This is a genomic window from Paracoccus sediminilitoris (genome assembly GCF_003259195.1).
In the GTDB taxonomy this organism is placed as follows: domain Bacteria; phylum Pseudomonadota; class Alphaproteobacteria; order Rhodobacterales; family Rhodobacteraceae; genus Paracoccus; species Paracoccus sediminilitoris.
The window spans coordinates 62142-88573 of sequence record NZ_QJPK01000011.1 but is presented as its reverse complement, the minus strand read 5'-3'; the positions used below and the strand labels follow the sequence as shown (position 1 = coordinate 88573).

The following is a 26432-nucleotide window of genomic DNA, read 5'->3' as shown; positions in this document are numbered from 1 at the left end:
CACGCGCATGGCGTGGTTGTTCCACCTTAGGAACTTCGTGGCACGGGCGCGGGTTCAACCCCAGTCCGCGAAAGGAAATTGCCATGACCGAACCCACCCCAAGCGCATTCGAGGGTCGCATGCTGGCCCATCGCCGCATCTTGGCTCGCCTGATCGCCGCCCTGCCCGAGGCCGATCGGACCGCCATGATGGACTGGATGGACAACCGCGAGGTGATGCGGGACGGACAAGAAGATCCGGGTGCCGTCCCCACAGAGGGAAGCGCGCTGGAGCTGGCCATGGCCGATGAATTCTCCCGTATCGCCACCTTGGCAGGCGACAGCATGGCCGAACGATCTAGCTGACGTTCAGCCTTGCCAGCAACCGTTCAAAGTCAATCCGCACCCGAAGGCGCGCCATCAGCAGGAACATGCCTCCCAGCTTGCGATGCAGGAACATGACCTCTGGCGGTGGCATATACGCCGCGCGGGGGGACTTGGACAGGCGCAGGGCGATATCGGCGATCTGCTGCGGGATCAGGGTTTCCGCGGCATCAAAGATCCCGCCCCGACGCAATGGCGCGAAGGCCAGGTCCAGCATCTGCAGCACTGCGACCCGCTGTTCGTCACCGGCATTTGGCGCCAGATAGCCGATGTTGATGGCAGCCTTTTGCAAAGCCGCTTGGTCATTCGCCAGTCCCGCCCGGAGCAGCGCCTTGTATTTCGGTGCCAGATCGGTGGAAAAGCCGCGCAGGGCGCCGAAATCCAACAGCACGATGCGACCGCTGTCCCCCTGCCAGCGGTAATTGGCGAAGTTCGGATCAGTCTGCATCAGGTTGAACGTGAACAATTCATCCATGGCCAGATCGATCAGGTCCTGCCCCACCCGGTCGCGCGTCTCGGCGGGGGCGGTCACAAGGCTGTCGATCGGCTGGCTGTCGATGAAATCCATCGCCAGGACCTGATCCGAGGTCAGAGCCATATCTGGTGCCGGCATGACGATGCCCGGACGGTCACCCAACACCTTGCCATAGGCCGTCATGTTGGCGGCCTCGGCGAGATAATCAGCTTCGGCATGCAACTGCTGGCGGGCCTCGGTCAGCATGGGCGCGATGTCCAGACCCTGGGGCAGCAATCCTGACAGGCGCAGCAGCATCCCCAAATTGTCTACGTCGCTGTCGATGCTGGCCCGGACGCCCGGATACTGAACCTTGACCGCCAGAGTGCGCCCGTCCCGCGTCACCGCCCGATGCACCTGTCCGATCGAGGCCGCCGCGGTCGGCGTCATGTCGAACCGGAAAAAGCGGATTTGCCAATCATCGCCCCAGGCCCGGGTCAGCACGGTTCTCAGCTGGCGTTCGGGCATATGATCGGAACCGGCCTGCAATCCTTCCAAGGTCACGGCCAGTTGCGGGGGCAGGAACTGGCCCGTCTCCATCGAGACCAGCTGGCCCACCTTCATCGCCGCACCGCGCATCCGCGACAGCTGCGCGGCAAGACGGGCGGCATTCGCCGGCGTCATCAGCAATTCGCGGGCATCGGGGCGACGACCGGTCGCCAACTGACCCAAGCCCTGCGCGATGGCCCGACTGCCGATGCCGGTGGCCAGCCCCCCGATCCGCATCAGCCGCGTCAACCGACCCGAGGGGACGGCAAGGGGCCGGGGCGGGCGCCTATCCATGGCGCAGTATCTGGGCCGCCATGGCGGTGCCGCTGGACCATCCGTCCCGCGCGGTCGGCCCAAGCGCCCAATCGCCGCCGACCAGCAGACCCGCATCCATATCGGCCAGGAAAGCCTCTCCAAGCGGGCGGGAGGCACGGGCATAAAGCCAGCGATGCGCCGCACTGTGCTGCAGATGACGCGGTTCCGCTCCCAGATGGTCCAGCAGAACCGGGGCCATCATCGCCGCCAGATCGTCGAAGGCCAGATCGATATGGCGGGCGCTGTATTCCGGATCGGCCTGCATGACCCATGTCGCCAGCGGCTGGCCTTGGCGCCCCGGCTTGGCGCCGTCATGGGCGATCCAGGCGGCGGCCCCCGATCCCTCGGCCCAGGCAAAGGGCCGGGGCGCATCGGGCGACAGGCCTGCCATCATCGTGACGCAGGGGTCATAGGTCACTTGATCCAGCGCCGCCGCAAAGGGATGATCGCAGCCCAACAGGTCGCGGGCTTGGGGCGCGGGAATGGCCAGAACCACCCGGCCCGCATCCTGCCAGCGGTCGTCGATGGCAATCTGCCAGCCCGCCCCATCGCGACGCAGCCCGGCAACCATCGCGCTTTGGGTCACATCCAGACCGGCGGCCATGGCCCGCACGACATCGGACATGCCGGGGCGTCCGACCCACCCGCGATCACCCCACGGCGCCACCGCATCGCCAAGCCCCTGCAGCATCGCCAGGAATTGCGGGTCGGACACCGGCAGATCCTGGGCGCCGTGATCGAATTGCATCCCTTGGGGGCCGCGCCGCGTGGCCATTCGTCCGCCGATGCCCCGTCCCTTGTCGAAGACACGCACGAAAAGGCCGGCCCGGTGCAGCAGCCTTGCACAGGCAATGCCGGTGATGCCCGCGCCGATGATGGTCACCTGATCGGTCATGAATGGCCCCCTGCCTTGTGCCGCACGCCCCATCAGGGCAGGTCGGGCCGACCGGTGCAAGGCGGCGATTTGTCACCAGCCCGTCAGTCCAGGTTCAGGTGACCCACAAAATCCAGGAAACTGGCCAGCGCGGCCGTCACCAGCTTGCGGCTGGAATAGAGCACATGGACCGGCACGCCGGGCAGGGCATAGTCGGGCATGACCGGCACCAGCCGCCCCTGCGCCAGGTCATCGGCGACCTGAAATTCCGGTGCCAGCGCGATGCCCTTGCCGGCCACGGCCAGCGACCGCAGCAATTCCCCGTTATTCGACGAAAAGGCCGGGGTGATCTTTTGATAGATCACCTCGTTTTCATGGCGCAGGGGCCATGTGCTGGGACCGCGCAGGTTGGTGTAATGCAGGCATTGATGATCGCGCAGCTGGGCGGGACTGTCCGGGCTGCCCTTGGCGGCGATGTACTCGGGCGAAGCGACCAGCATGATCCGCGCATCATGCAGCTTGCGGGCATGAAGGGTACTGTCCTCCAGGTTGCCGATCCGGATGACCGCGTCGAACCCGTCGCGCGTCATGTCCGATCGCCCGTCGTCCAGCGTCACGTCCAGCTGGATGTCGGGATGTTCCTCCATGAAGCGGACCAGATGCGGCTGAAAGACCTTCAGCGTGTATTGCACCGGACTGGCCAGCTTCAGGGGCCCCGATGGGCGCTGCGAAGCCGCGCGCACGGCCTCGGTCGCGGCGTCCAGCCGGGCCAGGATGTCACTGATTTCGGCATAAAAGCTGAGTCCGATGGCCGTCGGCTTGACCGCCCGCGTGGTGCGCGTCAGCAGCCGCGTTCCCAGATCCGCCTCGAGATCAGAGATCAGCTTGCTGCACATGCTTTTGGAAATGCCGACCTTGCGCGCGGCATTGGCAAAGCTTCCCTCGTCGATGATGGCCGCAAAGCTGCGGAGAACCTTGATATCCATGCCGATGTCCAACAGGGACCCGTCGCGTTCAGCCAAGACGCCCGCAGGCCCGGTGCCAGATAAAGAAAGACCGCCATGCCCGAACTGGACATGACGGTCGGAGGGTTCCGTGACGGAACCGACCAGCTTCTGAACCATTAGCGGTCCTGGTTGTCGGTTGCAACTTTCGTGCTGGTCGGGAAGGCGGTGACGGTCAGGATTTCATCGCCGTTCAGGTTGGCGCGGGCCAGTTCGGCCGAGGTCATCACCGAATCTGCACGGACGTCCATGGTTTCGACGGCGACGACGGTGTTGATGGCGTCGGGGCGTTCGTTGCGGGCGCTGACTGCGGCACCTGCTGCGCCGGTTGCCAGGGTCAGGGCGGTCATTGCGATCATGATGGTTTTCATGGTTTCAGTCTCCGTATGTGAATGTCAGGGAAACGACTGCGCCGTTTCGATGACTGTCAGATAAGAGCCTCGACCGTCATTGATTAGTCACAAATTATCGCCTTCTGTGTTCGATATGGCGGTATAATCGCGCACCATCGTTCACCTGAGCGGTATTAATTGCCGCCGCAGATCTGCGCAATGCGCGACAGGATCGCGTCCGTGTCGCCATCTGCGCCATAGGCCTGCAGCGGCAGACCCGCCCATTCGGCATCCGGGCCTTTACGGTCGCGCGGGTTCATGATGGTCAGGCCAAGACCGATCCCCTGCCACAGCACCCTGACCTGTCCGTGGATCAGGCGGAAAAGATCGGGGTCGGTCAGAAAGACCGCGGCGCAGCAGTCATGGATGACCATACCGTCATAACCCGCCTGACCGTAGAACCCGATATAGTCCTGCGACAGGTCCGCCACCAGCTGCATGCCCTCCCCACCCCTGGCCGCAATGGCCTGCAACTCGCGCCGCGTGATCAGAGTCCGCGTGGTCAGGTCCAGCGGGATCGCCGTGACATGCCAGTCGGCCCCGAAGACCATGTCGGCGGCCAGCGGGTCGCCCCAGATATTGGCCTCGGCGGCGGGGGTGATGTCGCCGGGGACGCGGAAGGCACCGCCCATGATGACCACGTCGCCCACCAGGTCGGCAATATCGGGGGCCATCTGCAGTGCACGCGCCAGGTTGGTCATCCGACCGACGGCCAGGATGCGGATATTGCCGGGATCGGCGCGAACCTGGTCGATGATGAACTGCGCGGCGCTGTCGGGTTCATCGACGGGCTGTTCGGCAATGTCGATATTCCCCAGACCGTTCTGCCCGTGAATGTGGACGGGAAAATCCGCGGTCGGCATGTCGGGGGTCAGTGATTGGGCGGCACCCGCATGGACCGGGACCGTCACGCCCCAGGACCGCAACAGGAACCGCGCGTTTCGCGTCGTGACCGCCACGGGGGCGTTGCCAAACACCGTCGTCACGCCCACCAGCTGCACCTGCGGATGCCGCACCAGGTAGCAGAGGGCAAGCGCGTCGTCCACGCCGGGATCGGTGTCAAAGATGACCTTGTGCTTGCCCATGTTCCGTTCCTGCCTATCATGAAGAAGCGGTTGCTTTAACCTGCTGTCCGGCAGGGTCAACCACCCGCACGCCCTGATGGCAGGGCCGGGACGACGCGAATGCGCAAGGCAGGACGAATTGCAGGACTGGTCATGCTGCTGCTGGTGCTGGCGGTCGGGGCCGTGCATCTGTGGAACGGGCGCGGATCGGGGGCGCAGGCGCTTGGTGAAGCGGGGCCGCAGGATCTGCGGCTGGCCAGCTTCAACGTGCATTACATCCTGCTGGACAAGCCCGACGGCGCCTGGTCGGTGGCCGATTGGGACCGCCGCAAGCCTGCCATGATCCAGGCGCTGGCCAGCCTTGGTGCGGACATCATCGCCTTTCAGGAAATGGAAAGCTTTCGCCACGGCGATGACGGGGCGCTGAACCTGGCGCGCGATGCCCTGCTGGATGCCATGCCGGATTATCGCGCCGCCGCGACCGGCGACTCGCGCAGCTTTCCGTCGACGCAACCGATCTTTTATCGTCCAAAGCGTCTGGAGCTGATGGACCAGGGCTGGTTCTTCTTTTCCGAAACGCCCGAGGTGATCTATTCGCGCACCTTCAACGGGTCCTATCCGGCCTTTGCCTCGTGGGCGCGGTTCAACGACCGACGCAGCGGACGGGATCTGCGGGTGGTGAATGTGCATTTCGACTATGGCAGCGGGCAGAACCGCCTGCGTTCGGCGCAGCTGGTCCGCGACAGGGTCGCGGCCTGGACCGGGGCGGGCGAACATGTCGTGCTGGCAGGTGATCTGAACGCCATGGCCGGGTCGCAGACCGTCGACATCCTGAAACAGGCCGGGCTGGCCCTGACGCCTGTCCGGGGGGCGACCTATCACCTGAACCGGGGGCTGAACCTTTTCGGCGCGATCGATCACGTCATGCATGATTGCGGAACGGCCATGCCGGCGCGACCCGTCGCGATCCGCAAGCGTTTCGCGGGGGAATGGCCAAGCGATCACTATCCGATCCTGTCGCAGATCATCCCCGGCGCGGGCCGCTGCGGGTCCTAGCGGCCGGTGCGCGCCATGAAGCGGCGGTCGATCCGGTCCTTCCACCGCCAGACCCAAGGCCCCGCGACATGCAGACCGCGCCACAGGGCCAGCCCCGACTTGCCGCCAAGCGAGACGATCTTCAGGTGATGTCGCTGCGGCTTGTGCGCCAGCAGCGGCTTGTCCAACAGCAGGGCCAGGATGTTCTGGGCCAGAACAGGCCCTTGCCGGACCGCGTGAACACCTGCCCTAGGACGTGGTGCATCGATGATGACGGCGCAGTCGCCGACCGCGAAGATGCCCGCGTGACCCTGAACCTGCAGGTCCGGTCCGACGGAGACGAAGCCCTTGGCATCGCAGGGCAGGCAGCGCGCAAGCCACGGAGCGGGCCGCCCCCCCGCCGCCGCGATGGTCAGGTCGCTGGCGATGCGGGTGCGGTCGGTCAGGATCACATCCTCGGGCAGGATGCAGGCGACCTGGGATTTGATGTGGACCGTCACCTGCCGGTCGGCCAGCGTTTCCAGCAGCATGCGGCGTGACGCGGGCGGCAGTTCACCAAGGATTCGCGGCCCGGATTCGATCAGCGTGACATGGGGACCGATGCGATAGGCCGCGGCCAAGGCCAGCTCGACCCCGGCCACGCCGCCGCCGATGATGGCGACGGGACCGGGATTGTCCAGAAAGCGCGCCCAACGATCGGCAAAGGCCGACAGGGGTTTGACCGCCACGGCATGTTCGGCGAAACCGGGGATCTGAGACAGCGCGCCCTGGATGCCAATATCGATCGAGGCGATGTCGAAACCCATCCTTCCCGCGGTCGTCGTGGCCTGCCGATGCAAGGGGTCGATGCCGTCGACCTTGCCTGTGACCAGGCGAACCCCGTGCCGTGCAGCGATCCGGGCCAGGTCAAAGCGCGCATCAGCGGCCTTATAATGTCCCGCGATGACCCCCGGCAGCATCGCGGAATAGGCGGCAAAGGGGGACGGGTCGATCAGGGTGACCTGCGCATCGGGCATCTGGCGCCTGATCGTGGCAAGGGCGACCAAATGGGCGTGGCCCGCGCCGATCAGCAATATCCGGGGTGCATCCTGCATCTTGGGTCCTGCCATGTCGCCACATGCCAAGGGTTGCGCACGAACGCCCCCCTTGGCAAGCGCGACAAGCAGGCTAGAGCGTCATCGTCGCCTTGACCGCCCGGCCCCAGGCCGCATAGCGGGCTTCGCGGTCCTGTTCGTCCATCTGCGGTGTAAAGCTACGGTCCAGCCGCCATTCATCGGCAAAGCCCTGGGCGTCGGGATAGATCCCGCATTTCTGCCCCGCCAGCCAAGCCGCGCCAAGCGCGGTGGTTTCGGTCACGCGGGGACGGTCGACCTGTGCGCCCAGGATGTCGGACAGGAACTGCATGGCCCAATCGGACGCGCTCATCCCGCCATCGACGCGCAGGGCGGTTTCGCCCTTGGCCTGCCAGTCGGCCTTCATCGCCTCGAGCAGGTCGCGGGTCTGAAAACCGACGCTCTCCAATGCGGCGCGGGCGAATTCGGCGGGACCGGAATTGCGGGTCAGCCCATAGATGGCGCCGCGGCAATCGGGCTGCCAATAGGGCGCACCAAGGCCGGTGAAGGCCGGGACCAGGATCACCTGCTGCCCCGGATCGGCCTTCTCGGCCAAAGGCTGGGTCTCTGCGGCATTGCGGATGATCTGCAACCCGTCGCGCAGCCACTGCACGACCGCGCCCGCGATGAAGATCGACCCCTCCAGCGCATAGGTCGGCTTGCCGTCCAGCTGATAGGCGATGGTCGTCAGCAGCCGCTTGGTCGAGGTAACGGGCGTGTCGCCGGTATTCAGCAGCGCAAAGCAGCCGGTGCCATAGGTCGATTTCATCATGCCGGGCTTGAAGCAGGCCTGGCCCACGGTCGCGGCCTGCTGATCGCCCGCGACGCCAGTGATCGGGATGGGACGCCCGAACAGATCGGGCCGCGTGGTGCCGAAATCGTCGGAACAATCGCGCACGTCGGGCAGCATCTTGAGCGGGATGCCGAACAGATCGCTGATCGTGCGGCTCCAGCGGCCCTTGTGGATGTCATAGAGCATGGTGCGGGCGGCGTTGGTGGCATCGGTCGCATGGACCTGACCGCCCGTCAGGTTCCAGATCAGCCAGCTGTCGACGGTGCCGAATAGCAGCTCACCCGCCTCGGCGCGCTCGCGGGCGCCGTCGACATGGTCCAATATCCACTTCAGCTTGGTGGCCGAGAAATAGGGATCGACCAGCAGGCCGGTGCGCTCGGTGATCATCGGCGCGTGGCCGGCGGCCTCAAGCTCGCGGCAGAAATCAGCGGTGCGGCGGTCCTGCCAGACGATGGCATTGTGGATGGGCTTGCCGGTCTGGCGGTCCCAGACCAGCGTGGTTTCGCGCTGGTTGGTGATGCCGATGGCGGCGATGGTGGGGTTGCCCGCCTTCTCGATGGCGGCGCGGCAGGTGGCGGCGACGCTGGCCCACAGGTCGGCGGGGTCGTGTTCCACCCAACCCGATTGCGGGAAATGCTGGGGAAATTCCTCTTGCGCGCTGGCGGTGATGGCCATCTTGCCGTCAAAGACGATGGCGCGGGACGAGGTCGTGCCCTGATCGATGGCAAGGATATGGGTCATGGCAATTCATCCTGTCAGGCGTGTCAAAAGGGGGCGCGGCTGCCCGCGCCCCCCGTTTCGCATGGCGCGGGCTTATTCCTGCCAGCGCTTGATCAGGTCTTCATAGGCGATGGTGACCGGAGCGGGCTTTTCGTTCTCCAGCTTGGGCTTGGGGGCGCCTTCCTGATCCAGCCAGACCTGCGGGTCCTGCGGCTCGTTCAGCTTCGGTCCCAGATCGCCCTGAACGCCCGAACGCTCCAGACGCTCCAGCACGGATTCCTGCTGTTCGCAAAGTGCGTCCAGAGCTTCCTGCGCGGTCTTGGCACCCGAGGATGCATCGCCGATGTTCTGCCACCACAGCTGCGCCAGGCGCGGATAATCCGGCACGTTCAGACCGGTATCCGACCAACGCGTGCGGTCGGGCGAGCGATAGAACTCGACCAGGCCACCCAGTTGCGGCGCACGTTCGGTGAAGCTCTCGTGGCGGACGGTGCTGTCACGCACGAAGGTCAGACCGACATGGCTTTTCTTGGTGTCGACAGTCTTGGACACGATGAACTGGGCGTAGAGCCATGCAGCCTGCGCACGATCCACCGGGGTCGATTTCATCAGCGTGGCGGCACCCACATCCTGATAGCCGACCTTCATGCCCTCTTCCCAATAGGCGCCATAGGGGGACGGAGCCATGCGCCATTTCGGCGTGCCGTCCTCGTTCATGACGGGCAGACCTTCCTTGACCATGTCGGCGGTGAAGGCAGTGTACCAGAACATCTGCTGGGCGATGTTGCCCTGCGCGGGGACGGGACCGGCCTCGCTGAAGGTCATGCCGGCCGCGGCGGGGGGCGTGTAGTTCTTCAGCCAGTCGATGTATTTCTCGATGGCATAGACGGCGGCGGGGCTGTTCGTGGCACCGCCACGCGCCATGCACGATCCCACGGGCTGATAGTTTTCATTGACGCGGATGCCCCATTCATCGACCGGGAAGCCGTTGGGTTCACCCTTGTCGCCCATCCCGGCCATGGACATCCACGCATCGGTGAAGCGCCAGCCGAGCGACGGATCCTTCTTGCCGTAGTCCATGTTGCCGAAGACTTCCTGGCCGTCGATCTCGCGGCCGGTGAAGAACTTGGCGATGTCCTCATAGGCCGACCAGTTGACCGGAACGCCCAGGTCGTAGCCGTATTCGGCGCGGAATTCGGCCATGATGTCGGGATCGGTGAACCAATCGTGGCGGAACCAGTAGAGGTTCGCGAACTGCTGGACGGGCAACTGGTACAGCTTGTCGTCGGGGCCGGTCGCCGATGCCAGACCGATGAAATCGTCCAGATCCAGATCGGGGTTGGTGAAGTCCTTGCCCTCTTCGGCCATCCAGTCGGTGATGTTGCGGGCCTGCTGATAGCGCCAATGCGTCCCGATCAGGTCGGCATCGTTGATATACATGTCATAGACGTTCTCGCCGGTCTGCATCTGGGTCTGCAGCTTTTCGACGACGTCGCCCTCGCCGATCAGGTCGTGGGTGACCTCGATGCCGGTGATGGCGGTGAAGGCGGGCGCCAGGACGCGGCTTTCATATTCGTGGGTAGTGATCGTTTCCGAAACCACGTTGATAGACATGCCCTTCAGGGGCTCTGCCGCATCGATGAACCACTGCATCTCGGCTTCCTGATCTTCACGCGACAGGACCGACTGGTCGCCGATCTCGGCGTCAAGGAACTTGGTGGCGGCTGCCATATCCGCGAATGCTGGTCCGGTCAGCGCCATCAGCACGGCAGTGGTGGATAGCAATCTTCTGTTCATGTGTTTTCCCTCCCTGGGATATTGTCAGTTTCTTGTCGTCGACCGGCGGGATCCTTACCCCCGCAGGCCCTGCGCGATCACACCCACCGAAAGACGGCAGCCGCATAGATCAGGCAGACCAGCAACGCCCAAGGCTGTGCCAGCCCCACCAGACCCAGCCATGCCAGGTTGATGAAGGCCGAGCCCAGAAGCGTGATGAACAGTCGGTCGCCGCGCGTCGTCTCGATCCCCAGGACGCCGGTGCGCGGCGTTTCGGGGTATCGGACCGCAAGGATCGTGAAGACGATCAGCAACACCGCGATGGTGGCGAAGAAGAGCGCCGTCGGCATGGTCCAGGCCATCCAGGACATGATGCAATTCCCCCCTTACACGCGGCCCAGGGCAAAGCCCTTGGCAATATAGTTTCGGACGAACCAGATGACCAAGGCACCCGGCACGATGGTCAGCACGCCGGCCGCGGCCAGCACGCCCCAATCCACCCCCGAAGCACCTTGCGTCCGCGTCATCGTCGCCGCAATAGGCTTGGCGGCCACCGAGGTCAGCGTGCGCGACAGCAGCAGCTCGACCCAGCTGAACATGAAGCAGAAGAAGGCGGCCACGCCGATGCCGGATGAGATCAGCGGCATGAAGATCTTCACGAAGAACCGCCCGAAGCTGTAGCCGTCGATATAGGCGGTTTCGTCGATTTCCTTTGGGACGCCGCGCATGAAGCCTTCCAGGATCCAGACGGCCAGCGGCACGTTGAACAGGCAATGCGCCAGCGCCACGGCGATATGGGTGTCGAAGAGGCCAACCGAGGAATAGAGTTGGAAGAAGGGCAGCGCAAAGACCGCGGGCGGCGCCATGCGGTTGGTCAGCAGCCAGAAGAACAGGTGCTTGTCGCCCATGAAGTGATAGCGGCTGAAAGCATAGGCCGCCGGCAGTGCCACGGCGACGGAAATCACCGTGTTCATCACCACATAGATCAGGCTGTTCACGTAACCCATGTACCAGGCGGGGTCGGTCAGGATGGTCGCGTAATTGGCGAATGTCAGGTTCTGTGGCCACAGGCTGAAGGTGCCGGTGATCTCGGCATTGGTCTTCAGGCTCATGTTGATCAGCCAATAGATCGGCAGCATCAGGAACATAAGATAGAGGATCATGACGACGGCGCTGCCGTTGATGCGCTTGCCCATGGGTCAGCCCCTTTTGTCCAGATTGGTCATCACGGTATAGAACACCCACGATATCAGCAGGATGACCAGGAAATACATCAGCGAGAAGGCCGCGGCCGGACCCAGGTCGAACTGCCCGAGCGCCATCTTGACCAGGTCGATCGACAGGAAGGTCGTCGCGTTGCCCGGACCGCCGCCGGTGACGACGAAGGGCTCGGTATAGATCATGAAGCTGTCCATGAAGCGCAGCAGGATGGCGATCATCAGGACGCCCGCCATCTTGGGCAGCTCGATATAGCGGAAGACCTTCCAGCGGCTGGCCTGGTCGATCTTGGCGGCCTGGTAATAGGCGTCGGGGATCGATTGCAGGCCCGCATAGGCCAGAAGTGCCACCAGCGACGTCCAGTGCCAGACATCCATCACGATGACCGTGGCCCAGGCATGAACGGTGTTCTGGGTATAGTTGTAGTCGATGCCAAGAGCATCCAGCGTATAGCCCAGCAGGCCGATATCGACGCGCCCGAAGATCTGCCAGATGGTGCCGACGACGTTCCACGGGATCAAGAGCGGCAGCGACATCAGCACCAGCACGACGCTGGCCCAGAAGCCGCGCTTGGGCATGTTCAGCGCCACGAAGATGCCAAGCGGGATCTCGATCGCGATGATGATGGCGGAAAACGCCAGCTGGCGGCCCAGGGCGTTCCACATCCGGTCCGACGCCAGCAGGTCTCTGAACCAGTCCAGCCCGGCCCAGAAGAAGACGTTGTTCCCGAACGTGTCCTGAACCGAGTAGTTGACCACCGTCATCAGCGGGATCACCGCCGAGAAGGCGACCAGAACCAGCACCGGCAGGACCAGGAACCATGCCTTGTTGTTGACTGTCTTGTCCATTTTTCTTTCCCCTCCCCTTGCCGGCCCCTAGAGGGGCGCGACGCGCCAGTCGTCGGCGTAGATATTGACATGCGCCGGATCAAAGACCGCGCGGGTCATGTCCGGCCCGATCGGCTGGTCCTCGGGGGCGATGATGTTGATCTCGTGGCCCATCAGATCGGCGCGGATGATCTTGTGGCGGCCCACATCCTCGATCCGGCGGATGGTGACGGGCAGCCCTTGATCCGACGACAGGCGGATATGTTCGGGGCGGATGCCCAGCTGGACGTTCCCGGAGACGGGGCCGTAGCCCTGCACCAGGGGTGTCGTGCCGCCCGGCACCAGCGCCTGCCGGCCGTCGATCTTGGCAGGCAGCAGGTTCATGCCGGGCGATCCGATGAAATAGCCGACGAAAGTGTGTTCGGGACGTTCGAACAGTTCCTCGGGGGTGCCGATCTGGACGACGCGGCCGTCATACATGACCACGACCTTGTCGGCGAAGGTCAGCGCCTCGGTCTGGTCATGGGTGACATAAATCATCGTGTGACCGAAATCATGGTGCAGCTTCTTCAGCTGGGTGCGCAGCTCCCACTTCATGTGCGGGTCGATCACCGTCAGCGGTTCGTCGAACAGCAGCGCGTTCACGTCCTTGCGGACCATGCCGCGCCCCAGGCTGATCTTCTGCTTGGCATCGGCGGTCAGGCCCTGGGCCTTGCGCGACAGCATGTGCTCCATGCCGATCATGCGGGCGATCTCGTTCACGCGTTCGGCGACATAGGCCTCGTCCCGGCCGCGGTTGCGCAGCGGGAAGGCCAAGTTGTCGCGCACGGTCATGGTGTCGTAGACGACCGGAAACTGAAAGACCTGCGCAATGTTGCGTTCCGCCGTGGGGGCGCGGGTCACGTCCTGACCGTCGAACAGGATGCGACCCTGGCTGGGGATCAGCAGCCCCGAAATGATGTTCAGCAGCGTCGATTTCCCGCAACCCGACGACCCCAGCAGCGCATAGGCCGCCCCGTCATCCCAGTCATGGTCCAGCTGTTTCAATGCGTAATCGTCTTCCGACTGCGGGTTCGGCAGATAGGAATGCGCCAGGTTTTCAAGCGTGATCTTGGCCATCGTCGCGGTCCCCCCTCAGGCTGCGGTTGCATAGGCGGCGGGGGTGACCAGGCGGCCATCCTCGGCGAAGACATAGACATGGCGGGGGTCCAGCCAGACAGGCAGGGTCCGGCCCAGGGGCAGGTCGTGGATGCCATGGATCAGGCCGACCCACCGCTGCCCGTGGTGGTGCAGGTGGACAAAGGTCTCGGACCCGGTCAGCTCGGTCACGACCAGCGTGGCGTCAAAGCGCAGCGCATCATCCGAAGGCTGGGACAAATGCAGGTGGTTGGGCCGGAAGCCCGCCTGATATCGCCCGTCGGACAGGCCCGACAGCACCCCCGCATCGGCAGCCTGCTCGCCATCAAAGGAAAGACGGCCGCCGCGCTTGTCCATGCCGACGAAATTCATCGGCGGATCGGAAAACACCCGCGCCGTCGTCGCCGATGACGGCTGGCGATAGACATGGGGCGTCGGCCCGAATTGCGTGACGCGGCCTTCCCACAGGGTGGCGGTGTTGCCGCCCAGCAGCAGGGCTTCTTCGGGTTCGGTCGTGGCATAGACGAAGATCGCACCCGAGGCCTCGAAGATGCGCGGGATCTCGACGCGCAACTCCTCACGCAGCTTGTAGTCCAGGTTCGCCAGCGGTTCGTCCAGCAGGACCAGCCCGGCATTCTTGACCAGCGCCCGCGCCAGGGCGCAGCGCTGCTGCTGGCCACCCGACAGTTCCAGCGGCTTGCGCTGCAGCATCGGCGTCAGTTTCATCATATCGGCGGTTTCGCGCACGCGGACGTCGATCTGGGCCGCGTCCACACCCATCAGCCGCAGGGGCGAGGCGATGTTGTCGAAGACCGTCATCGCCGGATAGTTGACGAATTGCTGATACACCATCGCCACCTGGCGATCCTGCACCCGCATGCCGGTGACATCCTTGTCGTTCCAGAAGATGCGCCCCGCGGCCGGCTTGTCCAGCCCGGCCATCAGGCGCATCAGCGAGGTCTTGCCCGATAGCGTCGGTCCCAAGAGCACGTTCATGGTGCCGCGTTCCAGCGTCAGATCGGTGGGGTGGATATGCACCTGCCCCTCGACGATCTTGCTGACGCCTTTCAGTTCCAAAGTCATGTCTTGTTCCCCTCCCAAGGACGCGTCGCTTATGGTGCGGCGGCGACCATGTGGCCCGTGCGGGCTCTTATCCATTCATCCAGTATCCGGACCTGCGCCTCGGACATGTGCAGGCCCAGCTTGCTGCGGCGCCAGATCACGTCGGCGGCGCAGGTGGCATATTCGCGGTCCATCAGCCAGATCACTTCGGCCTCGGTCAGGGTCGCGCCGAAATCGACGCCCAGATCCGCGGCGGTGATGGCACCGTTCAGGATCTCGGACGCCTCGCGGCCATAGGCGCGGACCAGACGCAGCGCCCAACGATCCGTCAGGAACGGATGCGCCCGGCGCAGCGAGGCCACCAGATCGGCGACCCCATCCACCGGAAAATCGCCCCCCGGCAGGGCGACGCCCCGCGTCCAGGGGCCTGACAATCCGTCGAAATGCCCGCCGATCTTTTCCAGCGCCGATTCCGCCAGGCGGCGATAGGTGGTGATCTTGCCTCCGAACACGTTCAGCACCGGCGCGCCGCCGTCGCTGTCCACCTTCAGCGTATAGTCCCGCGTGGCCGCCGTCGCGCTTTGCGCGCCGTCGTCATAGAGCGGACGGACCCCCGAATAGGACCAGACCACGTCATCCGCCGACAGCTGCCGGCGGAAATACTGGTTGGCGAAGTTCAGCAGATAGTCGCGCTCCTCAGGGGTGCATTCGGGCTTGACCGACGGGTCGTGATGTTCGGCATCGGTGGTGCCGATCAGCGTGAAGTCGGTTTCATAGGGGATGGCAAAGATGATCCGGCCATCCGTTCCCTGGAAGAAATAGCATTTGTCGTGATCATAGAGCTTGCGCGTCACGATATGGGACCCGCGCACCAGGCGCACCCCCTCGGAGGAATTCAGGCGGATCTTGCCTTGGATGATGTCGCCGACCCAAGGCCCGCCCGCATTGATGAGCATCCGGGCGCAATGGGTCCGGCGCTGCCCGTCGGGACCCTCGACGGTGACCACCCAATGATCGGCATGACGGTCGGCGGACACGACCTTGGTCCGCGTCATGATCCAGGCGCCGCGCGCCTCGGCGTCGCGGGCGTTCAGGACGACCAGGCGCGAATCCTCGACCCAGCAATCGGAATATTCATAGGCGTGGTGAAAGCGGTCCTGCAGCGGAGCGCCCTCGGGCGTGCCGTCCAGCGACAGGGTCCGCGTGCCGGGCAGGATCTTGCGACCGCCCAGGTTGTCATACATGAACAGCCCCAGACGGATCAGCCAGGACGGCCGGCGACCCTTCATCCAGGGCATCACCATCCCCAGCAGCTTCGAGGTCGGCGTATCGGATTCGAAGCGCATGTCGGGATGCCAGGGCAGCACGAAGCGCATCGGCCAGCTGATATGGGGCATGGCCTGCAGCAGGACCTCGCGCTCGATCAGCGCCTCGCGGACCAGGCGGAACTCGAAATATTCCAGATAGCGCAGCCCGCCGTGGAACAGCTTGGTCGAGGATGACGACGTCGCCTGCGCCAGATCGCCCATCTCGGCCAAGGTCACAGACAGACCGCGCCCGGCCGCATCGCGTGCAATGCCACAGCCGTTGATGCCGCCGCCGATCACGAACAGATCGACAAGATCCGGGGTGCTGCTGTCGGACAAGGGGCATTCCTTTCCACGTCTTGCGTCCCCCAAGTTCTGAACCGAAGCGCACAAAAAAGAAAGCCCCTAATTTTCGTTTCTTTTCATTTAGGAATAGTTCACTTTTTCAATATTTTGCACTGGTTAGGTCACAGCATATGCCGTTTATTCGTCCACCCAGTGCCCGATATCACCTGTGACCCCCTTGCCATATTGCACAAAGCGCAAGAAAACGAACATCTTGTCTGATCGATGCGCGCATGGCACATCTTTGAAAAAAGGACGCAGGATGTCGCAGAGTTTTCGCCAGCCCCAGATCCTCGAAATTGCGCGCCGCGACGGCAAGGTCACGGTCGAGGGTTTGGCCGATCATTTCGGCGTCACGCTGCAGACCATCCGACGCGACCTGTCGGAACTGGCCGATACCGGACGCCTGGAACGCGTGCATGGCGGTGCGATCCTGTCCTCGGGGGTGGCCAATATCGGCTATGAGGATCGCCGCGCGCTGCATCAGGATGCCAAGACCCGCATCGCCCGCGCCTGCGCCGCCGAGGTGCCTGAAAACATCTCGCTGTTTTTGAACATCGGCACCAGCACCGAAGCCGTGGCCCGTGAATTGCTGGGCCATCGCAACATGCTGGTGGTCACGAACAACATCAACGTCGCCAATATTCTGGCCGCCAACCCCGATTGTGACGTCATCGTCACGGGTGGCAGCCTGCGGCGGTCCGATGGCGGGCTGGTCGGATCGCTGGCCGCGCAGACCATCCAGCAGTTCAAGTTCGACCTGGCGGTGATCGGCTGTTCGGCATTGGACCGCGATGGCGATATGCTGGATTTCGACATCCAGGAGGTCGGCGTCAGCCAGACCATCCTGCGCCAGTCGCGCCGTACCTTCCTGGTGGCCGACCATTCCAAGCTGACCCGCAGCGCGCCCGCCCGGATCGCCAGCCTGTCGCAGGTCAACTGCCTGTTCACCGACAAGGCCCTGCCCCGCGATCTGACCCAGGCCTGCCAGGATTGGCAGACCCGCATCGTCGTCACGGATTAGAGCGTAGCCAGGACTGCGGCCGTGTCGGGCATGCGCGCCAGGCTGGCGGCGATCTGGTCCCGCCATCGGGGGCCGCGCGACAGGGCATCCTCATGCGCCTCGGCAAGGTCGTCGGGGCGGTCGCGGGCCAGGGTTTCGATCAGCAAGGCCGCCTGCGCGCGATCCTTGGCCGATTTCAGGCGGTCCTGATCGCGGCGGCGGTCGGCCACGATCAGCTTGTGGATGGCGAAACGCTCGGGGCGGGGGATCTGCACCAGAACGCCGCTGCGATAGGGGATGGCGGCGTGGATGGGTTCGGCGATGAGATAGTTCAGGTGCCGCAGCGCCTGCGCCTGCACGCCAAGCGCGGGCAGGTCGCGCAGACCCTCTTGGTCGAAGGCCGGGGTCAGGAACTCGACCAGCGCATTGCCGGCAGTCTGACGCCAGCGCCATGCGCGACCGGGCTCGATGCTGGGCGCGGGGTCGAAGTCGAAATCGGCCAGCACCTGCTGGACCGGAGGGGCGGCGGCATCCTCGAGCGCCAGCGATAGGCGTTCAAAGCTGGCGATGTCCAGATCATCGGTCTGCGCCACCTGATCCAACCCAAGACGCAGGTTCAGCTCTCCCTCATAAAGGCGGAAGGCATGGGTGCCGACGACGGTGCCGCCAAGCCGGAACACCCCCGCCCCCGCAAGCGCCGCCATCAGGCTGCCGGTGGTGGGATCAAGACCCAGAAACCCCTCGGCCCGCAACAGGCGCACAAGACGCGACCGGTCGCGGCGGCGCTGATCGGCCGGTGCGCGATCGGCGCGGGCGCGTTCCATGCGGGCGGCCAGATCGGGGCTGTCCTCGCCGATATAGCGCTTGCGGACGTCGACCCCCACGCGAAAGCTGTCATACCAGTATCCGCGCCCGTTGCGCGTCACCAGGCTTGGCGTCCCGCGCAGGTCGCGCAGACCTTCGTCGCGCAGCGACCGCAGCAGATCGTGATAGGCCGCATGGGCCAGGGCGGAATGGGGTGCAGCCGACATGTTCAACAAACCTTTCGATTGTTGAATACACCCATGTTCAACGAACGACAAGATTGTTGAACATGGGCTCGGGCTGGATTTGGCGAACAGATGCGCGCGTCGGGCCCTGGCAGGCATTCGGCTGACCCAGATCGGGCGGGCGAGGCCAGTGCTGTGCTGGGGGCGCGCGTGATGGCGCGAACGGGACATGGCAGTTCCCCTATTTCCTGACCAGCGCTTTGCGACTATGTCTGCGGCAGAAAACCGGAAGGGAAGGCCGAATGCAGATCGATCTGATCATCTTCGACTGCGACGGCGTGATCGCAGACAGCGAGCTTTTGTCCGCAAGCGTGCTGATCGACCAGCTGGCGCAGCTGGGGGTGCCGATCACCATGCAGGACGTGCGCCGCGATTTCCTGGGGCGCAGCTTTCCCACCGTCGCGGCAACCATTCGCAGCCGCTTCGACCTGACCCTGCCGCCCGATTTCGAGGCGACCTATCGCGCCCGCCTGCTGCAGCGCTTCGACACCGACCTGAAGCCGACCCCGGGTTTCAATGCAATGCTGTCATCCCTAGGCGACCGGCGCATTTGCGTGGCCACATCGTCCAGCCCGCCGCGCGTGGCCCATACGCTGAAGGTTCTGGGGCTGACCGATCGCTTCGGCGCGCATGTCTTTACCGCCAGCCAAGTCGCACGCGGAAAGCCCGCCCCCGACCTGTTCCTGTTCGCGGCCGATCAGATGGGCTGCGCCCCCGACCGGGCGATCGTCATCGAAGACAGCGCCCCCGGAATCCAGGCCGCTCAAGCGGCCGATATCCGCGTGCTGCATTACACCGGCGGCGCGCATCTGCGCGACCAACCCGCCCATCAGGGCGTCGAAAGCTTTGACGACTGGTCTCAGCTGCCCGACCGCATCGCCGATCTGCCCCCGGCGGGGGGGCGCAGATGACAAACGGACATTTCAGCCCCGAATCGTCGCGCCTCGACGACGCCGCCCGGGCGGGCTGGCTCTATTACGTCGCCGGCAACACGCAGGACGAGATCGCACGCAAGCTGGGCGTCAGCCGCCAGACCGCGCAACGGCTGGTGGCGATGGCCATCAGCGAACGCCTGGTCAAGGTGCGGCTGGATCACCCGATCGGGCGCTGCATGGACCTGGCGGCGGCGCTGCGCGCGCGTTTCGGGCTGGTCATCTGTGAGGTCGCGCCCTCGGACCCCGACGCGCCGGACCTGCTGGCCGGCATCGCCATCGCCGCCGCCGCCGAGCTGGAGCGCGTGCTGAAATCGCCCGAACGTCGGATCATCAGCCTGGGCACCGGACGGACCCTGCGGGCGGTGGTCGAACAACTGCCGCGGATGTCCTGCCCCCAGCATGTCATCGTGTCCCGCCTTGGCAACATGATGGAGGACGGATCGGCGACCCCTTATAACGCCACCATCCGCCTGGCGGAACGCGTGGGTGCGCCGCATTTCCCCTATCCGCTGCCGGTTCTGGCCCCCAGCCCCGAGGAACTGCGCGCCATGCAGCAGCAGCTGGGCGCCCGCAACACCATCAACCTGTGCAGCCAGGCGGATATCTCGCTGGTGGGGATCGGGCAGATGGACATGACCGCCCCGCTGCATGTGGACGGCTTCCTGTCGGATGCCGAGATCCGCGCGCTGATCGCGGACGGGGCTGCAGGCGAAATCACCAGTTGGGTCTATGACGGCGAGGGCCGGATCATGGACTGCGCCTTCAACCGCCGGGTCGCCTCTGCCCCTCTGCCCTCGGATCCCGACAAACCGGTCGTGGCGCTGGCTTCGGGGCAGTCCAAGTTGCCCGCGATCAGAGCCGCGCTGAAGGGCCGACTGATCAGCGGCCTGATCACCTCCGAAGCGACCGCCGAGCGTCTTCTGGCCTGATATCCACCCGATTAGTTTTTCGCGCTGCCAAGGACTTGCGGGATTTTTCCAGCGGATTTTACATGGGTCATTGACAGAATCCCCTTTGCCGCCGAAGATATGCCCATCGGTCGGGCAAATGCCCATCCGGCAAGGGAGGACTTCATGAACACCACATTGCGCGCCCTTCTGGGCGCTACGGCCCTATGTGCCATTGGCGGTGCCGCCATTGCACAGGACAAGACGACCCTGACCATCGCGACCGTCAACAACGGTGACATGATCCGTATGCAGTCGCTGACCTCGGATTTCACCGAAGCGAACCCGGACATCGAGCTGGAATGGGTCACGCTGGAAGAAAACATCCTGCGCGAGCGCGTCACCACCGACATCGCCACCAATGGCGGCCAGTACGACGTGCTGACCATCGGCACCTACGAGGTTCCGATCTGGGCCAATCAGGAATGGCTGACGCCGCTGAACGACCTTCCCGAAGGCTATGACGTCGACGATCTGGTCCCGGCCGTCCGTCAGGCGCTGTCGGTCGACGACACGCTCTATGCCGCGCCCTTCTATGCGGAATCGGCAATGGTGATGTACCGCACCGATCTGGCCGAAGCCGCCGGCGTGACCATCCCCGACAATCCGACCTGGACCGACATCACCGCCGCCGCCAAGGCGATGACGGACAAGGACAACGAGGTCTATGGCATCTGCCTGCGCGGCAAGCCGGGCTGGGGCGAGAACATGGCCTTCCTGACCGCCATGGCCAACAGCTATGGCGCGCGCTGGTTCGACACCGAATGGGCGCCCCAGTTCGACAGCCCCGAATGGCAGGCGACGCTGACCGACTATCTGACGCTGATGAACGAATACGGACCTCCGGGTGCGTCGTCGAACGGCTTCAACGAAAACCTGTCGCTGTTCCAGCAGGGCAAATGCGGCATGTGGATCGACGCGACCGTCGCCGCCAGCTTCGTGACCGACCCCGAGGATTCGACCGTCGCCGACAGCGTGGGCTTTGCCCAGTTCCCCAACAAGGAAGGCGTTGACAACCATGGCAACTGGCTGTGGGCGTGGAACCTAGCCATCCCGGCATCCAGCCAGAAGCAGGACGCGGCCAAGACCTTCGTGGCTTGGGCGACCAGCAAGGAATACACCAACATGGTGGCCGAGGCCGAAGGCTGGCGCGCCGCACCTCCGGGCACGCGGACCTCGCTCTATGAGAACACCGAATACCAGGAAGCCGCACCCTTCGCCGCGATGACGCTGGAATCGATCAACGCCGCCGACACGCAGAAATCGTCGGTTCAGGACATTCCGTATACCGGCGGCCAGTTCGTCGCGATCCCGGAATTCCAGGGCATCGGCACGGCGGTCGGGCAGACCTTCTCGGCGGCGCTGGCAGGCCAGATGTCGGCCGAGGACGCGCTGGCCGCGGCACAGTCCACGACCGCGCGTGAGATGACCCGCGCCGGCTATCCCAAGTAAGACGATCCGCGCCGCCCCCATCGACGGGGCGGCGCACCACCCATCCCCCGAAGGACGCAAGCCATGGCCACCCGCCAGACCGCGAGTCTTGCGCGCCTGATGCGCGCACCCGCCATCATCCTGCTGCTGATCTGGATGATCGTCCCGTTGGGGATGACGCTGTATTATTCATTCCTGAACTACAACTTGCTGAACCCGACCGGGACCAGTTGGGCCGGCTGGTTCAACTATCAGTATTTCTATTCCGATCCCGCCTTCTTCGACGCGATCTGGAATACGCTGGTTCTGGTGCTGGGCGTGCTGGCGATCACCGTTGTCGGCGGCATCGCCATCGCGCTGCTGATCGACAAGCCGATCTTCGGGCAGGGGATCGTGCGGATCCTGATCATCTCTCCGTTCTTCGTCATGCCGCCGGTGGCGGCGCTGATCTGGAAGAACATGATCATGCATCCGTCCTATGGCGTCTTTGCCGATATCGCCCGGTTCTTCGGGGCGCAGCCGGTGGACTGGTTCGCGCAGTTTCCGCTGACCTCGATCATCATCATCGTGGCATGGCAATGGCTGCCCTTTGCCACGCTGATCCTGCTGACGGCGCTGCAATCGCTGGACGGCGAACAGATGGAGGCCGCCGAGATGGACGGCGCCGGCGCGTTCAGCCGGTTCATCCACCTGACGCTGCCGCATATGGCGCGCGCGATCACGGTGGTGATCCTGATCCAGACCATCTTCCTTCTGGGCATCTATGCCGAGATCCTGGTGACCACCAATGGCGGCCCCGGCAATGCCAGCACGAACCTGACCTATCTGATCTATCGCGCGGCCCGACTGAACTTCGACATCGGCGGCGCCGCTGCCGGGGGCATCATCGCCGTCATCCTGGCCAATATCGTCGCCGTCTTCCTGATGCGCGCCGTCGGCAAGAACCTGGACTGAGGAGCATCTCATGGCACGTGCAGTCTCGACCCGCACCAGGATCGGCTATACCGCCGCGGCCTGGATCGTGGCCCTGCTGATCTTCTTCCCGATCCTCTACGCGATCATCACCAGCCTCAAGACGGAACAGGAGGCGATCTCGGGCTTCGACCTGATCCCGTCCTTCACCCTGTCCAGCTTCGAGGCGGTGCAGAGCCAGAACAACTATTGGAAGCCGTTCACCAACTCGGTGATTCTGGCGGTCGGCTCGACCATCCTGGCCCTGATCGTGGCAATCCCGGCGGCCTGGGCGATGGCCTTTTCGCCCACCAAGAACACCAAGAACATCCTGATGTGGATGCTGTCGACCAAGATGATGCCCGCCGTCGCGGTGCTGGTGCCGATCTATCTGATCTTTCTGCGCACCGGTCTGATGGACACGCGGATCGGCCTGACGGTCATGCTGATGCTGATCAACCTGCCGATTGTGGTCTGGATGCTGTACACCTATTTCCGCGAGATCCCCGGAGAGATCCTGGAGGCCGCGCGCATGGACGGCGCCACGCTCAAGGACGAGATCCTGTACGTGCTGACGCCCATGGCGGTGCCGGGCATCGCGTCGACCATGCTGCTGAACGTCATCCTGGCCTGGAACGAGGCGTTCTGGACGATCCAGCTGACCACCACCAACGCGGCACCGCTCTCGGCCTTCATCGCCAGCTTCTCCAGCCCGCAGGGGCTGTTCTGGGCGAAACTGTCGGCGGCATCCGTCATGGCCATCGCGCCGATCCTGATCATGGGCTGGTTCAGCCAGAAACAACTTGTCCGCGGCCTGACCTTCGGCGCGGTGAAATAAGGGGACGACCATGGGACGCATCACCTTGGAGAACGTGACCAAGCGGTTCGGCGACGTCGAAGTCATCCCGCCACTGGATCTGGACATCAATGACGGCGAATTCGTGGTCTTCGTGGGCCCGTCGGGCTGCGGCAAGTCGACCCTGCTGCGCCTGATCGCGGGGCTGGAGGATACATCCGGCGGGCGCATCCTGATCGACGGCAAGGACGCCACCGACACGCCCCCCGCCAAGCGCGGCTTGGCGATGGTGTTCCAGTCCTATGCGCTTTATCCGCACATGTCGGTCAGGAAGAACATCGCCTTCCCGATGCGCATGGCCGGCATCCCCGAGGATGAGCAGACCCGCCGCATCGGCGCCGCCGCCAAGGCGCTGAACCTGACCGACTATCTGGACCGCAAGCCGGGCCAGCTGTCGGGCGGCCAGCGCCAGCGCGTGGCCATCGGCCGCGCCATCGTGCGCGAACCGGCAGCGTTCCTGTTCGACGAGCCGCTGTCCAATCTGGATGCCGCCCTGCGCGTCGGCATGCGCCTTGAGATCAGCGAACTGCACAACCGCCTGCGCACGACCATGGTCTATGTGACCCATGACCAGGTCGAGGCGATGACCATGGCCGACAAGATCGTCGTGCTGCATGCGGGGCGGATCGAACAGGTGGGCAGCCCGATGGATCTTTATCGCGCGCCCAAGAACCTGTTCGTTGCGGGCTTCATCGGCAGCCCCAAGATGAACCTGATCGGCGGCCCCGCCGCTGCCGAATTCGGCGCCACCACCATCGGTATTCGTCCCGAACACATCTCGGTCTCGGCGACCGAGGGCAAGTGGAAGGGCCGCATCGGCGTCAGCGAACATCTGGGCAGCGACACCTTCCTCTATGTCGAGGATACCGGCCTGGCCGAGACGATCACCGTCCGTTCGGGCGGCAATATCGACCTGCATCACGGCGACACGGTCTGGCTGACGCCCGACACCGCCGAAATGCACCGCTTTGACGACAAGGGCGACCGCATCGCCTGATGCCCCAGCCCGCCCCATGATCTGCCGACCCCCGCGCATGCATCACGTATCGCGGCATGGGTCGCCTTGACGAAAGGTCCGACCATGACCACTGCCCTGAGCCAATCCACCCTTTCCGATCTGCCCGCGGATGTGGGCCGCCCGGACTATGACCGCAGCGCGCTGCGGGCGGGCATCCTGCATGTCGGGGTGGGCAATTTCCACCGCGCCCACATGGCATGGTATCTTGACCGGCTTTTCGCGACCGGTTGCGACCATGACTGGGCCCTGGTGGGCGCTGGCGTCCGTCCCGGCGATGCCGACATGCGCGACCGCCTGGCTGCCCAGGATTGGCTGAGCACCCTAGTCGAACTTGATCCGGAGGGGCTGTCCGCCCGGGTGTTGGGGTCGATGATCGACTTTCTGCCGATCGACCCCAAGGCGGTCATTTCGGCCATGTCCGATCCGGCCATCAGGATCGTGTCGCTGACGATTACCGAGGGCGGCTATTATGTCGATGCCAAGACCGACGGTTTCGATGCGTCCCATGCCGACATGGTCCATGACGCGGCCCATCCCGATACCCCGCGCAGCGTCTTCGGGATGATGCTGGCCGCGATCCGCGCCCGCCGCGATGCCGGTCACGCGCCCTTCACCGTGCTGTCCTGCGACAACCTGCCAGAGAACGGCCATGTCTGCGCGCGCACCCTGCGCGGGCTTGCGGCTTTGTCCGACCCCGATCTGGCCGACTGGATCGCCGCCAACATCGCCTTTCCCAATTCGATGGTCGATTGCATCACGCCCGCGACCTCGGACCGGGAACGCGACCTGGTGCGCGACCGCTTCGGCATCACCGATGCCGCCCCCGTCGTCTGCGAGCCGTTCCGCCAATGGGTGCTGGAGGACAATTTCCCGCAAGGCCGTCCTGCGCTGGAACAGGTGGGCGCCGAATTTGTCCAGGACGTCAGCCGCCATGAGCTGATGAAGCTGCGCATCCTGAATGGCGGCCACGCGGCCATTGCTTATGCCGGGGCGCTGCTGGGGCATCATTTTGTGCATGACGCCATGGCCGACGCGCGCATCGTCGACTGGCTGACCGCTCTTGAAACGCGCGAGGTGATCCCCACCCTGCATCCCATTCCCGGCGTCAGCTATGACGATTACCTGCAGCTGATCCTGCAGCGTTTCTCGAACCCGCGCATCGGCGACACCATTCCGCGGCTTTGCCTGGACGGGTCGAACCGCCAGCCCAAATTCATCCTGCCGACACTGCGCGACAGGTTGGCGGCGGATGCCTCCATCGACGGGCTGGCCCTGGAACTGGCCCTGTGGTGCCGTTACTGCGAGGGCACGACGCAGGACGGCGCGCCAATCGCACCGAACGACGCCCAGCATGAACAGCTGAAGGCCAATGCGCTGGCCGCCCGGAATGATCCGGCCGCCTTCCTGGCCAATGCCGCGATCTTCGGAAATCTTTCGGACGACGCGTCCCTGCAACAGGCCTTTGCCGCGCAGCTTCGCGGGCTGCACGAAAAGGGGGTCGCGCCGACGCTTGCGGCCTATGTGGCGGGCTGAGGCGGTTCGGCCGTGTCGGGATGCGTGCGTTCGACATGGCCGACAAACAGCCTGTGTCCTTCGGGGGTCAGGGCCCAGATGCCGAAACTGCGGAATTCGACCGTGATCGGCCGCCCCTCTCCGGTCGCTTCGGCCACGACAAGCAGATTTCGGATCATCTCCAGGGTGAAATCCGCCCGACCCACCAAGGATGGGGAATCGTGGCCTATCATGTCGACGGTCTGGGTCATCATGGCCTCGTAAAATCGCAACGCTTAAAAGTTAAAGCTAGCAATACAAAGCGCATGAAGCCACAAGTCGGTATCGCTTGGGCGGGATCGCGCGCATAAATCTGCACGTCCTGCACCCCCGACCAAGGGTCCT

26 protein-coding genes are annotated in these 26432 nt (G+C 64.4%); 10 read left to right on the top strand and 16 right to left on the bottom strand.

All coding sequences use genetic code 11. The features are described from left to right. Positions 1 to 83: 83 nt before the first annotated feature. A complete protein-coding gene (locus tag DKT70_RS11075) occupies positions 84 to 344 on the top strand; it encodes a hypothetical protein (RefSeq protein ID WP_111559192.1) in 261 nt (86 codons plus the stop codon). Here the strand turns inward: DKT70_RS11075 and DKT70_RS11070 are convergent. The 5 genes from DKT70_RS11070 to DKT70_RS11050 form a co-directional block, all read right to left on the bottom strand. Beyond that, positions 337 to 1659 (bottom strand): ABC1 kinase family protein, encoded by a 1323-nt coding sequence (locus DKT70_RS11070; protein ID WP_111559191.1) that lies wholly within the window; start codon positions 1657 to 1659, stop codon positions 337 to 339. The genes DKT70_RS11075 and DKT70_RS11070 overlap by 8 nt on opposite strands. Then, a complete protein-coding gene (locus DKT70_RS11065; protein WP_158530011.1) occupies positions 1652 to 2575 on the bottom strand; it encodes an NAD(P)/FAD-dependent oxidoreductase in 924 nt (307 codons plus the stop codon). The genes DKT70_RS11070 and DKT70_RS11065 overlap by 8 nt, the downstream gene beginning before the upstream one ends. An 83-nt stretch (positions 2576 to 2658) precedes the next feature. Next, complete coding sequence (locus DKT70_RS11060; RefSeq protein WP_111559189.1) at positions 2659 to 3678, bottom strand: LysR family transcriptional regulator; 1020 nt, start codon at positions 3676 to 3678, stop codon at positions 2659 to 2661. Beyond that, entirely contained in the window at positions 3678 to 3929 is a 252-nt protein-coding gene (locus tag DKT70_RS11055; protein ID WP_111559188.1) for a hypothetical protein, read from the bottom strand. The genes DKT70_RS11060 and DKT70_RS11055 overlap by 1 nt, the downstream gene beginning before the upstream one ends. 155 nt (positions 3930 to 4084) lie before the next feature. After that, the gene (locus DKT70_RS11050) at positions 4085 to 5035 is read right to left on the bottom strand and encodes a nucleoside hydrolase (protein WP_111559187.1); all 951 of its coding nucleotides are present in this window, start codon (positions 5033 to 5035) and stop codon (positions 4085 to 4087) included. Between the two features lie 132 nt (positions 5036 to 5167). On the opposite strand from DKT70_RS11050, the gene DKT70_RS11045 reads away from it, so the two are divergent. Further along, a complete protein-coding gene (locus DKT70_RS11045) occupies positions 5168 to 6070 on the top strand; it encodes an endonuclease/exonuclease/phosphatase family protein (protein ID WP_233490535.1) in 903 nt (300 codons plus the stop codon). On the opposite strand, the gene DKT70_RS11040 is transcribed toward DKT70_RS11045, so the two are convergent. The 9 genes from DKT70_RS11040 to glpD all read right to left on the bottom strand — a co-directional run bounded on the left by DKT70_RS11040 (position 6067) and on the right by glpD (position 16340). Next, positions 6067 to 7143: an FAD-dependent oxidoreductase gene (locus DKT70_RS11040; protein WP_158530005.1), complete on the bottom strand. Its 1077-nt coding sequence runs from the start codon at positions 7141 to 7143 to the stop codon at positions 6067 to 6069. The two genes, DKT70_RS11045 and DKT70_RS11040, sit on opposite strands and share 4 nt — an antisense overlap. Before the next feature lie 73 nt (positions 7144 to 7216). Beyond that, positions 7217 to 8695, bottom strand: a complete 1479-nt coding sequence (gene glpK, locus DKT70_RS11035; RefSeq protein WP_111559185.1) for a glycerol kinase GlpK — start codon at positions 8693 to 8695, stop codon at positions 7217 to 7219. Positions 8696 to 8767: 72 nt separating this feature from the next. Further along, entirely contained in the window at positions 8768 to 10471 is a 1704-nt protein-coding gene (locus tag DKT70_RS11030; RefSeq protein WP_111559184.1) for an ABC transporter substrate-binding protein, read from the bottom strand. 77 nt (positions 10472 to 10548) lie between these two features. Continuing rightward, a complete protein-coding gene (locus DKT70_RS11025) occupies positions 10549 to 10821 on the bottom strand; it encodes a DUF2160 domain-containing protein (RefSeq protein WP_072298019.1) in 273 nt (90 codons plus the stop codon). Between the two features lie 15 nt (positions 10822 to 10836). Beyond that, positions 10837 to 11646: a carbohydrate ABC transporter permease gene (locus DKT70_RS11020; protein ID WP_111559183.1), complete on the bottom strand. Its 810-nt coding sequence runs from the start codon at positions 11644 to 11646 to the stop codon at positions 10837 to 10839. A 3-nt stretch (positions 11647 to 11649) separates the two neighbouring features. Beyond that, the gene (locus DKT70_RS11015) at positions 11650 to 12516 is read right to left on the bottom strand and encodes a carbohydrate ABC transporter permease (protein ID WP_111559182.1); all 867 of its coding nucleotides are present in this window, start codon (positions 12514 to 12516) and stop codon (positions 11650 to 11652) included. 27 nt (positions 12517 to 12543) lie between these two features. Further along, positions 12544 to 13614, bottom strand: coding sequence for an ABC transporter ATP-binding protein (locus DKT70_RS11010; RefSeq protein WP_111559181.1), 1071 nt, complete (start codon positions 13612 to 13614; stop codon positions 12544 to 12546). A gap of 15 nt (positions 13615 to 13629) precedes the next feature. Continuing rightward, positions 13630 to 14715, bottom strand: a complete 1086-nt coding sequence (locus tag DKT70_RS11005; RefSeq protein ID WP_111559180.1) for an ABC transporter ATP-binding protein — start codon at positions 14713 to 14715, stop codon at positions 13630 to 13632. Between the two features lie 29 nt (positions 14716 to 14744). Then, a complete protein-coding gene (glpD, locus tag DKT70_RS11000; protein ID WP_111559179.1) occupies positions 14745 to 16340 on the bottom strand; it encodes a glycerol-3-phosphate dehydrogenase in 1596 nt (531 codons plus the stop codon). A gap of 268 nt (positions 16341 to 16608) precedes the next feature. Between glpD and DKT70_RS10995 the strand changes: the two genes are divergently transcribed. Next, positions 16609 to 17370 (top strand): DeoR/GlpR family DNA-binding transcription regulator, encoded by a 762-nt coding sequence (locus DKT70_RS10995; protein WP_111559178.1) that lies wholly within the window; start codon positions 16609 to 16611, stop codon positions 17368 to 17370. On the opposite strand, the gene DKT70_RS10990 is transcribed toward DKT70_RS10995, so the two are convergent. Beyond that, entirely contained in the window at positions 17367 to 18380 is a 1014-nt protein-coding gene (locus DKT70_RS10990) for a nucleotidyltransferase family protein (protein WP_111559177.1), read from the bottom strand. The genes DKT70_RS10995 and DKT70_RS10990 overlap by 4 nt on opposite strands. 260 nt (positions 18381 to 18640) lie before the next feature. Here DKT70_RS10990 and DKT70_RS10985 point away from each other — a divergent pair, with 260 nt between their 5' ends. The 7 genes from DKT70_RS10985 to DKT70_RS10955 all read left to right on the top strand — a co-directional run bounded on the left by DKT70_RS10985 (position 18641) and on the right by DKT70_RS10955 (position 26069). Then, a complete protein-coding gene (locus DKT70_RS10985) occupies positions 18641 to 19309 on the top strand; it encodes an HAD family hydrolase (protein WP_111559176.1) in 669 nt (222 codons plus the stop codon). After that, positions 19306 to 20262, top strand: a complete 957-nt coding sequence (locus tag DKT70_RS10980; RefSeq protein WP_111559175.1) for a sugar-binding transcriptional regulator — start codon at positions 19306 to 19308, stop codon at positions 20260 to 20262. Before DKT70_RS10985 ends, DKT70_RS10980 begins: the two co-directional genes overlap by 4 nt. A gap of 144 nt (positions 20263 to 20406) precedes the next feature. Continuing rightward, the gene (locus DKT70_RS10975; protein WP_111559174.1) at positions 20407 to 21732 is read left to right on the top strand and encodes an ABC transporter substrate-binding protein; all 1326 of its coding nucleotides are present in this window, start codon (positions 20407 to 20409) and stop codon (positions 21730 to 21732) included. A gap of 63 nt (positions 21733 to 21795) precedes the next feature. After that, on the top strand, positions 21796 to 22665 hold the full coding sequence (locus DKT70_RS10970; RefSeq protein ID WP_111559173.1) for a carbohydrate ABC transporter permease: 870 nt from the start codon (positions 21796 to 21798) through the stop codon (positions 22663 to 22665). A gap of 10 nt (positions 22666 to 22675) precedes the next feature. Continuing rightward, positions 22676 to 23500 (top strand): carbohydrate ABC transporter permease, encoded by an 825-nt coding sequence (locus DKT70_RS10965; RefSeq protein WP_111559172.1) that lies wholly within the window; start codon positions 22676 to 22678, stop codon positions 23498 to 23500. A 10-nt stretch (positions 23501 to 23510) separates the two neighbouring features. Continuing rightward, on the top strand, positions 23511 to 24515 hold the full coding sequence (locus DKT70_RS10960; RefSeq protein WP_111559171.1) for an ABC transporter ATP-binding protein: 1005 nt from the start codon (positions 23511 to 23513) through the stop codon (positions 24513 to 24515). A gap of 84 nt (positions 24516 to 24599) precedes the next feature. After that, entirely contained in the window at positions 24600 to 26069 is a 1470-nt protein-coding gene (locus DKT70_RS10955) for a mannitol dehydrogenase family protein (protein WP_111559170.1), read from the top strand. Here the strand turns inward: DKT70_RS10955 and DKT70_RS10950 are convergent. Further along, entirely contained in the window at positions 26054 to 26299 is a 246-nt protein-coding gene (locus tag DKT70_RS10950) for a hypothetical protein (protein WP_146612619.1), read from the bottom strand. The two genes, DKT70_RS10955 and DKT70_RS10950, sit on opposite strands and share 16 nt — an antisense overlap. Between the last annotated feature and the right edge of the window lie 133 nt (positions 26300 to 26432).

Bases quoted from the DNA above. Each gene is read 5' to 3' on its own strand.
- DKT70_RS11075 (WP_111559192.1), top strand. From the start codon at position 84: ATGACCGAACCCACCCCAAGCGCATTCGAGGGTCGCATGCTGGCCCAT.
- DKT70_RS11070 (WP_111559191.1), bottom strand. From the start codon at position 1,659: ATGGATAGGCGCCCGCCCCGGCCCCTTGCCGTCCCCTCGGGTCGGTTG.
- DKT70_RS11065 (WP_158530011.1), bottom strand. From the start codon at position 2,575: ATGACCGATCAGGTGACCATCATCGGCGCGGGCATCACCGGCATTGCC.
- DKT70_RS11060 (WP_111559189.1), bottom strand. From the start codon at position 3,678: ATGGTTCAGAAGCTGGTCGGTTCCGTCACGGAACCCTCCGACCGTCAT.
- DKT70_RS11055 (WP_111559188.1), bottom strand. From the start codon at position 3,929: ATGAAAACCATCATGATCGCAATGACCGCCCTGACCCTGGCAACCGGC.
- DKT70_RS11050 (WP_111559187.1), bottom strand. From the start codon at position 5,035: ATGGGCAAGCACAAGGTCATCTTTGACACCGATCCCGGCGTGGACGAC.
- DKT70_RS11045 (WP_233490535.1), top strand. From the start codon at position 5,168: ATGCTGCTGCTGGTGCTGGCGGTCGGGGCCGTGCATCTGTGGAACGGG.
- DKT70_RS11040 (WP_158530005.1), bottom strand. From the start codon at position 7,143: ATGCAGGATGCACCCCGGATATTGCTGATCGGCGCGGGCCACGCCCAT.
- glpK (WP_111559185.1), bottom strand. From the start codon at position 8,695: ATGACCCATATCCTTGCCATCGATCAGGGCACGACCTCGTCCCGCGCC.
- DKT70_RS11030 (WP_111559184.1), bottom strand. From the start codon at position 10,471: ATGAACAGAAGATTGCTATCCACCACTGCCGTGCTGATGGCGCTGACC.
- DKT70_RS11025 (WP_072298019.1), bottom strand. From the start codon at position 10,821: ATGTCCTGGATGGCCTGGACCATGCCGACGGCGCTCTTCTTCGCCACC.
- DKT70_RS11020 (WP_111559183.1), bottom strand. From the start codon at position 11,646: ATGGGCAAGCGCATCAACGGCAGCGCCGTCGTCATGATCCTCTATCTT.
- DKT70_RS11015 (WP_111559182.1), bottom strand. From the start codon at position 12,516: ATGGACAAGACAGTCAACAACAAGGCATGGTTCCTGGTCCTGCCGGTG.
- DKT70_RS11010 (WP_111559181.1), bottom strand. From the start codon at position 13,614: ATGGCCAAGATCACGCTTGAAAACCTGGCGCATTCCTATCTGCCGAAC.
- DKT70_RS11005 (WP_111559180.1), bottom strand. From the start codon at position 14,715: ATGACTTTGGAACTGAAAGGCGTCAGCAAGATCGTCGAGGGGCAGGTG.
- DKT70_RS10995 (WP_111559178.1), top strand. From the start codon at position 16,609: ATGTCGCAGAGTTTTCGCCAGCCCCAGATCCTCGAAATTGCGCGCCGC.
- DKT70_RS10990 (WP_111559177.1), bottom strand. From the start codon at position 18,380: ATGTCGGCTGCACCCCATTCCGCCCTGGCCCATGCGGCCTATCACGAT.
- DKT70_RS10985 (WP_111559176.1), top strand. From the start codon at position 18,641: ATGCAGATCGATCTGATCATCTTCGACTGCGACGGCGTGATCGCAGAC.
- DKT70_RS10980 (WP_111559175.1), top strand. From the start codon at position 19,306: ATGACAAACGGACATTTCAGCCCCGAATCGTCGCGCCTCGACGACGCC.
- DKT70_RS10975 (WP_111559174.1), top strand. From the start codon at position 20,407: ATGAACACCACATTGCGCGCCCTTCTGGGCGCTACGGCCCTATGTGCC.
- DKT70_RS10970 (WP_111559173.1), top strand. From the start codon at position 21,796: ATGGCCACCCGCCAGACCGCGAGTCTTGCGCGCCTGATGCGCGCACCC.
- DKT70_RS10965 (WP_111559172.1), top strand. From the start codon at position 22,676: ATGGCACGTGCAGTCTCGACCCGCACCAGGATCGGCTATACCGCCGCG.
- DKT70_RS10960 (WP_111559171.1), top strand. From the start codon at position 23,511: ATGGGACGCATCACCTTGGAGAACGTGACCAAGCGGTTCGGCGACGTC.
- DKT70_RS10955 (WP_111559170.1), top strand. From the start codon at position 24,600: ATGACCACTGCCCTGAGCCAATCCACCCTTTCCGATCTGCCCGCGGAT.
- DKT70_RS10950 (WP_146612619.1), bottom strand. From the start codon at position 26,299: ATGACCCAGACCGTCGACATGATAGGCCACGATTCCCCATCCTTGGTG.